Raw genomic sequence first — 6,824 nt, forward strand, 5'->3', positions numbered from 1 at the left:
GATGGTCGGGTCGTTCCACGGCACCAGCGAGACCACGATGAGGACCGAGCCGAGGTACCTATGTCCTGGACGGCCTCGACATCACGTTGACCCCGGCTCTGCCGTGGCTGGGACACCAGGTCTGCTGGGAGATGAACGGCCACCTCAAGGCGTCCGTCGACCTGACCCGGGTCACCTGCAACGTGATCATGAAGTTCGGCCCGGTGAAGATGCTCGACAGGAACTACGCACTGCCCGAACTGCTGGCGAGCGTGGGCGCGAGACTGCCGGGTGACCTCAGGCCGCCCGCAGGGCCGTGGCGGCAGACGTGGAACCTCCAGCTTCCCCAGGCAGTGCCGGTGGCCGAGCACCGAATCCTGCTGCGCGCTTGGACGGGCAGCGGAAAGAACCTTCTCGCGCTGAACATCGCTGTGGACTTCAATCGCAGCTTCCGTCCGGCCGCGACGAGCGGCAGCGCCGGCTCAACGCGTGCTGGACGGCTCACGCTGTAAGAGGAGACGCGCCAGGCGGCTTGGCGGGCTACTCGTCACCTGAGATCTTCAGTACCTCACCGTCTGTCGGGTCTTCGGGACGGCGACCGAAGCGGTCGGCGGCCGTAGCCCCACCGGCAGCAGCGTGCGCAGTGGGGTGGACGGGTCCTCGGGGGGCAGGCGGGTGGTTTCGCGGCCGCGACCACGCCCGCTCCACGGTGTGTGGGTCGACGGCGGACGGGATGCGAGCTGGGGTGAGTGGTGGGTACAAGACGGTGCCGGATGAGGCCACGGTTCCGGGCCGAACGTCGGCCGCCTGCGCCTGCTTGTGGCCCTGTCCGCTGTGCTCACCAGCGCATTGTCGCACCGGAGACGGCGGCGCTCGCAGCGCACGGCGGAGGTCCCCCTGTTCGAGAGCAGCCGAGAACTCGGGGGAGTAGCCTCGCGGGCGTGACCGAGGCATGGACCGACCACGCGCTGAAGGCGCTCCGCGCCGCCCGCCACAACGCGGACTGCCCGTCCCTGCTCGCCCTGCTGCGTGCGCATGACCCCGTCGGAGTGCTGCAGCAGTGTGGAGACGCACTCACCGCAGCAGTTTCCCGGGGCCTGCCCGGCGCCCGGGAGGCAGCGACCGCGTGCTCGTCCGCACTGCGCGAACGGGGCTGGCCCGGAGACGAGGTACTCGCCGAACAGCTCGACACGGCGGGCGGCCGTGCCCTCTGCCTGCTGCGGCCGCTGCCGGTCGACCTGGAGGAACTCTCCAGTCTGCTCGAAGGGGACCCGGCCTGGGGTGGTGGCCGTATCGACCTGGGCACCGGTGAGTGCTGGCCTGCCTCGCGGACACCGAGGAGTCATGGGACGAGGAGGAACCGGAAGACACTGAGCGGTGGCTCGACGTCCCGTGCGAGGGATCGCGGGACGCCTACAGCGACATGGAGGACTTCATCACCACCCTCGACGACCCGGACCTCGCCCGGTTCCTCGGCATCGCGATCCAGGGTCCAGGGGCGTTCCGCCGCTTCAAGGACATGCTGGCCACCTCTCCAGCGCAGTTGCAGCGGTACTGGTTGTTCTCCGCGGAGCGGCAGCAGGGCCGGGCCCGGGCCTGGCTCGCCGATCAGGGCTACCGGCCGGCGCTGTCGGGCCACCACTGACCCGGGTGCCTTCACGGGCCCCAGTGCCGGCAGGCCTCGATCCACTCGGCCCCCTCGGGCGCCGGATCCGGCAACGGAAGGTCGAGAATGCCGATCGCCTGCCGGTGCCTGCCGCGCGTGCAGACCGCCACGATCTGGCTGCCGGGCAGCAGGTCCACCTTCTTCACGGTGACCTCGACCCCGAGAACGACCGTCTTGAACGGGACGGCCAGATGCTCTGCGAGCATCGTGTAGAGGCCCGTGAGCTGCTCCTCGTCGCCGTAGGCGTCCACGGTGGCCTGCTCGACCAGCTCATCGAGTTCCCTGTTGCTCAGCTCCCCGTCCACAGGGAACACGGTACCGGCGGAGCCCGCAGCTCCCCTCCCTCGGCCAACCGCCCGGCAGCTCCGCCCTGAGCCACGACGGTCGGTCCTCCCGCCACGGGGATCAGGGTGCTGCCTCGTAGCACGTACCGACTCCCCAGCACCAACTGCGGGTTGGCGCCGAGAAGGCTGGGAACTCCGGACCAGGCGCCGAGGCCGGACGAGGCGGATCGTACGGTGCAGTGGTCGGCGGGCGCCTGCTCAATGTCTGTCGGGAGGGCGGCTTCCGGGAGCAGCGATCGCCCCGTTTCCCTTCCCAGGGGTGAGCAGCCGCACGAGTCCGATTTCTCGAAGGACACGCCGAATGCCGCACTGTTGTAACGGCGCTGGACGACAACCGCAGCGGCCGCGGCACAGACTCGGGGCCCAGTGCTGCGGGCTTCCGCGTATGGAGGAGGGCGGCCCAGCCGCCTCTCGGTGTGCGCTGACAGATGGCTCAGAGGTCGAGTCTGCCTTGCGCAACGAGGCCCGTATCGACAGCCGTCAACTCACCCTCCAACACTCCTTATAGTGGTACGGAATCGAGGGCCTCGACCTGACCGTCGCGTTCCTCGTTGCGTTGTCGTACGCGATCGTGATGCCCGATGTAGTGCCACCTCGGCTCTCACCTTCGCGCTGCGACGAGTTGCGCGAACGAGGCCTCGGCCAGGGGCGACCTTCCGTCCACCGCACAGGTGGTGAAGATCCATCGCAACCGGGGTTCGGGTTCGACGAAGAGCCGTTCTCGCTGCTCGGCAGTGAGTGTCCAGCGCTCTGCGAGCTGCTTGCGCACGCGCGGCTCGGGATGGGAGATCCACGCTTCGACGACTTCGTCAGGCAGTTCACGGGTGATCAGCCAGCCGACGCCGGGGAGCCGTTCGTCTTCTGCGACATCGAGCAGCCGCAGCAGTACCGAGGCGGGTGCGGCTGGGTTGAGGGCAGTGTCCAGGGTCTCGCGTTGCCTGTCCCAGAGCGAACTCGGAGGACGCTGATCAGAGGAGATGGCACGCGGACGCGGCTCCAGGTCGATCTTGAGTATTAGCCTTGATCATCTGGCGCCGCGTCCGTCGTTTCCACTCGGGCATGCCATCTACGGGCCGACGCTCCTGTGCTGCCATGTGATCCGTTGGTTATCTCGCACGTCAGCACGGGTTCCGGCTCCGATGATCAGGCCGCGCCGGATTTCGTTCCGGTCATTGAGGTGAGGACAAAGGTGTCGGAGACCGGGGGAGTCGACAGGTCCACCGTGACGCCGTAGTCGGAGTAGTAGACGGTCGCTGTCCGCTCGCCGGTGGCCGTCTGCATCTGCTCCCGCTTCTCCACGAGCAGGTTGTCGCTGTTGAGCCAGACGTCGATGTGGGCGTTCGTGATGCCTTGCGCCGCGAACTCCTGCTTGAGGAACTTCACGTCGTCGGGCGACAGCCCCCGACTTCGGATGGCCGTGATCTTGGCCGCGTCCAGCGTGCCCGAGTAGTGGGTCGCGGGCACCCCTCGGACGTTCTCCTGGCCCACCCTGTGCACGTCGCCACTGGAGATCAGCATCCGCACAGACAGTGTCGGGTTGGCCTGCTGCATCATGTCGACCTGAGCCTTCCCCGCCGCGCCTTGGGCGGCGAGGAGCGCGAAAGGCGTCTTCGTCCAGTGCTTGCCGCCCAGCAGCGTCACATACTTCGGCGGTGTACTCATATACATGGCGTCGCTGCGGAGCTTGAACCGGCTGGTGGGTATCGGCGTCGGCACCGACGACTTGATTACCACCGTGAAGTTGCCCTGGGCGCCCCTGGCCCAGTCCATGGCGCCGGACACGTGCGTCTGCTTGATGGTGCCAACCGTAATGGTCTCATCGACTTTGGCCGAATGCTCCTTGGCGGTGGCTTCCTCTGCCTTGACGAGGTAGGCCATCGGTGACACGGCGACCCGCGCCTGCGCAGGGGGCGTGTGCCGACCCGCCGCGGATGCGGATCCCCCGCCACCACTCCCGCAGGCGGAGACCGAGCCCAAGGCCGCCGCGACGGCCACTGTCGCCACAGCCGTACGGAATCGCATGCCATGCATGACGCCCACCGCTTCTGTTGTCAAAGGTTCGAATCCTGGAATAGCGGAGGAAGGTTAGCGCACGAACCAACAGCCCGACGCGCCGCTCTCCTTACCAACCTCGGTCACGGGTTTCCAGCAGCATTCCCTCCTTACAGCCACGCGAGCTGCGCACCACGAGCCGATTCGCGTGGTTGGGCCGTACACCATTCATGGGCGTCGGTAAGAACGGTCGCCCCCTTCTCCACGGCTGACGACCGTGACGCCACCTTCAGTCGGCGGCCGATGCGGTGTAGGGCGCGGGTGCCAGGGCCCTGTCCGCCCGCCTTGGCCGCCGCGAAGGCGCGCGGCTGCACCCAGGTGCTCGACTGGGCCGGGTCCGACGCCATCAGGAACAGTTCGGCGGAATTCTCGTGAGCCAGGCGCAGGACCAGGGCGCGGATGGAGCGGACCGTGGGTGGGTGTCCGCGCCGCTTTGGCACGCGGTGGCGGCATGTCATCGCTCGAGCAGGTTTGCGATGCCAACGCATGATTGTGTCCGGGCCTACCAGCAGCAGGAGCTGGCGCAGCTTCTGCCTCGGCAGTTGGTGGAGCAGGCCGGCGAGGACAGCGCGGTCGATGTCTGTGAACGTGGGCTTGCTGACCTGGTGTTGCAGTATGAGCAGTTGATGCCGCAGGGCAAGGATCTCGATGTCTTTGTCCCGGTCGCTCGTCGGCAGCAGGCGCAGGAGCGACGGGGAGGTGGTCGCATCGAGGTAGGTCAGGCGCAGCAGCACGACAGATCATGATGCCGTCCGCGTCTGTAGACGTGAAGACATTGGAGTTGTCGGCGAGCGCGGACTGAGAGGTCAGTCGATCAAGGCCTCCACCTGGGTGGATGATTTATCCGCACCCGCAGACTTCGACAACTGTCGGCTCTCAGGCCGCCTCGTTCTCCGGTTGCACGCTTGTTGTCGGTGACTGGTCCGGGGTCGTGATGACTGCGGTGCCGTCGGTGAGATGGAGGACGAGGTCGGCCTGGGCCGTCAGGCGCAGGTCGTGGGTGATGAGAAAGGTTGTTCGCCCGGCGGTGAGTCGGCGCAGCGGTGCCATGATGCGCGTGGTGGAGGCATCGTCGAGTCCGGCGGTGGGCTCGTCGAGGATCAGCACGGGCGCGGTGCGGAGCATGGCGCGGGCGAGTGCGATCCTGCGGCGCTGGCCGCCGGATAGGTTGTTGCCCCGTTTGCCGACCGGGGTGTCGTAGCCCTCGGGCAGCGCGCTGACGAAGTCATGGGCGTCGGCCGCGACGGCGGCGGCGAGCACCTCGGCCTCTGTGGCGTCCGGGCGGCCGTAGGCGATGTTGTCGCGGACCGTGCCGTCGAAGAGCATGCTGTCCTGGGCGAGCAGGGTGATGTGGCGGCGCACCTCCTCGATGGGGAGTTCGGCGATGTCCCGGCCGTCGAGCAGGATGCGGCCCCGGGAGGGCTCGTGGAACCGCAGCAGCAGCTTGCCGAGGGTGGACTTGCCGGTGCCGCTGGGTCCGGTGACCGCGACGAGCAGGCCGGGTGCGATGTCCAGCCGCACCCGTTCCAGCACGGGGCGTCCGCTGCCGGCATACGAGAAGCCGACGTCCTGGAAGGTGACAGCGCCGCGGACCGGTTCGGCGAGCGGTGGGACGTTCTCGCGGGGTGCGGTCTCGGGTAGGGGGCCGGTGCGCAGGATCTCGATGAGGCGTTCGCAGGCGGCGGTGGCGGAGGAGGCGCTGACGACGAGCTCGCCGAGCTCCTGGAGTTTGGGATGGAGATAGCCGAGGAAGGCGGCGAAGGAGAGCAGGCCGCCGACGCTGAGGTGGTGTTGGGAGATCTGCCAGGCTCCAGCGCCGATCACGGCCAGCACGCTGAGTGTCTCGAGTAGTTCGCCCATCGGCCCGTACACCGACGACAGCCGGATCTGCCGCAGTCCGGCGCGCATCCAGTTGCGTCCTTCGCGATGCACCTTGCTGTGCTCGACCTGCTGCCGGCCGTAGGCCTGCACCAGGGGCATGTTGGCCAGGCTCTCCTCCAGCAGGGAGGCCAGGCGGCCATTGCTGTCGCGTTCGGCACGGGTGGCGGAGCGCATCAGGGCGCCGAACACGCGGGCCCCGAACCAGATCAGCGGGGCGGCGGCCAGGGTGATCAGGGCCAGCTGCCAGCTGGTCCAGAAGGCCGCCGTGGCGAACACCACCGCACCGACGGCGGAGGTGATCAGTTCGACGGGCGCGGAGGCGACCAGCGACTCGACGGTCTCGATGTCGCCGGTCAGCCGGGAGACCAGGTCGCCGGTGCCGAAGCGGTCCAGGGCGTCGGGCGGGACCCGTTGGAGGTGCTGAAAGACCCGATCGCGCAGGCCGAGCAGGAAGTGCTCGCTGGTCCAGCCGGCGAGGTAGCCGCCCGCCGTGGAGGTAAGCGCGCCGGCCAATGCGAGTCCCAGCCAGAGGGCGGCGGGCCTCCAGAAGGCGGCGAGGTCGCCGGGCGTGAGCACGTCGTCGGTGAGAACGCCGACGATCCCGATCGCGCCCGCGTCGCATCCGGCGGAGGTCACTAGCAGCGCGGTGGACACCAGTACGGCCACCCGATTGACGCTGACCAGCGGCCAGAACATCCGGAACGCGGCCAGAGGGGAGACACGGGCATGCCGCGTCCGGGGCGAAGAACTGGCCGCGGGGCCCGCCCCGGATCCGGCCACGGGCATGGTGACGGGTGCTGCAGTGTGCATGGCCGGCGCTTCCTGGGCACTGCCCGATCCGACGACGTGCCGGGATCCGTTCGTGCACCTGTGCTGCACGAACGGACCCCGGCGCCGTCGGG

At 68.4% G+C, this 6,824-nt stretch carries 6 protein-coding genes; 2 read left to right on the forward strand and 4 right to left on the reverse strand.

The window, feature by feature from the left end; translation table 11 throughout:
- The first annotated feature begins 131 nt into the window (after positions 1-131).
- A complete protein-coding gene (locus ACWEN3_RS37905; RefSeq protein ID WP_452980717.1) occupies positions 132-491 on the forward strand; it encodes a hypothetical protein in 360 nt (119 codons plus the stop codon).
- Positions 492-1,291: 800 nt separating this feature from the next.
- On the forward strand, positions 1,292-1,624 hold the full coding sequence (locus ACWEN3_RS37910; protein ID WP_452980720.1) for a UPF0158 family protein: 333 nt from the start codon (positions 1,292-1,294) through the stop codon (positions 1,622-1,624).
- Between the two features lie 11 nt (positions 1,625-1,635).
- Here the strand turns inward: ACWEN3_RS37910 and ACWEN3_RS37915 are convergent, their stop codons facing one another.
- From ACWEN3_RS37915 to ACWEN3_RS37930, 4 genes are all read right to left on the reverse strand, one after another.
- Positions 1,636-1,950: a hypothetical protein gene (locus tag ACWEN3_RS37915; RefSeq protein WP_452980723.1), complete on the reverse strand. Its 315-nt coding sequence runs from the start codon at positions 1,948-1,950 to the stop codon at positions 1,636-1,638.
- Between the two features lie 1,182 nt (positions 1,951-3,132).
- On the reverse strand, positions 3,133-3,867 hold the full coding sequence (locus tag ACWEN3_RS37920; RefSeq protein ID WP_452980725.1) for a hypothetical protein: 735 nt from the start codon (positions 3,865-3,867) through the stop codon (positions 3,133-3,135).
- A 284-nt stretch (positions 3,868-4,151) separates the two neighbouring features.
- Entirely contained in the window at positions 4,152-4,775 is a 624-nt protein-coding gene (locus tag ACWEN3_RS37925) for a hypothetical protein (protein ID WP_452980728.1), read from the reverse strand.
- 142 nt (positions 4,776-4,917) lie between these two features.
- A complete protein-coding gene (locus ACWEN3_RS37930; RefSeq protein WP_452980731.1) occupies positions 4,918-6,732 on the reverse strand; it encodes an ABC transporter ATP-binding protein in 1,815 nt (604 codons plus the stop codon).
- Positions 6,733-6,824: the final 92 nt, after the last annotated feature.

It is taken from the genome of Streptomyces sp. NPDC004561, from assembly GCF_053602155.1.

Excerpts from the sequence above, each read along its gene's own strand:
- ACWEN3_RS37920 (WP_452980725.1), bottom strand. The coding sequence starts at position 3,867 with ATGGCCTACCTCGTCAAGGCAGAGGAAGCCACCGCCAAGGAGCATTCG.
- ACWEN3_RS37930 (WP_452980731.1), bottom strand. The coding sequence starts at position 6,732 with ATGCACACTGCAGCACCCGTCACCATGCCCGTGGCCGGATCCGGGGCG.
- ACWEN3_RS37905 (WP_452980717.1), top strand. The coding sequence starts at position 132 with ATGAACGGCCACCTCAAGGCGTCCGTCGACCTGACCCGGGTCACCTGC.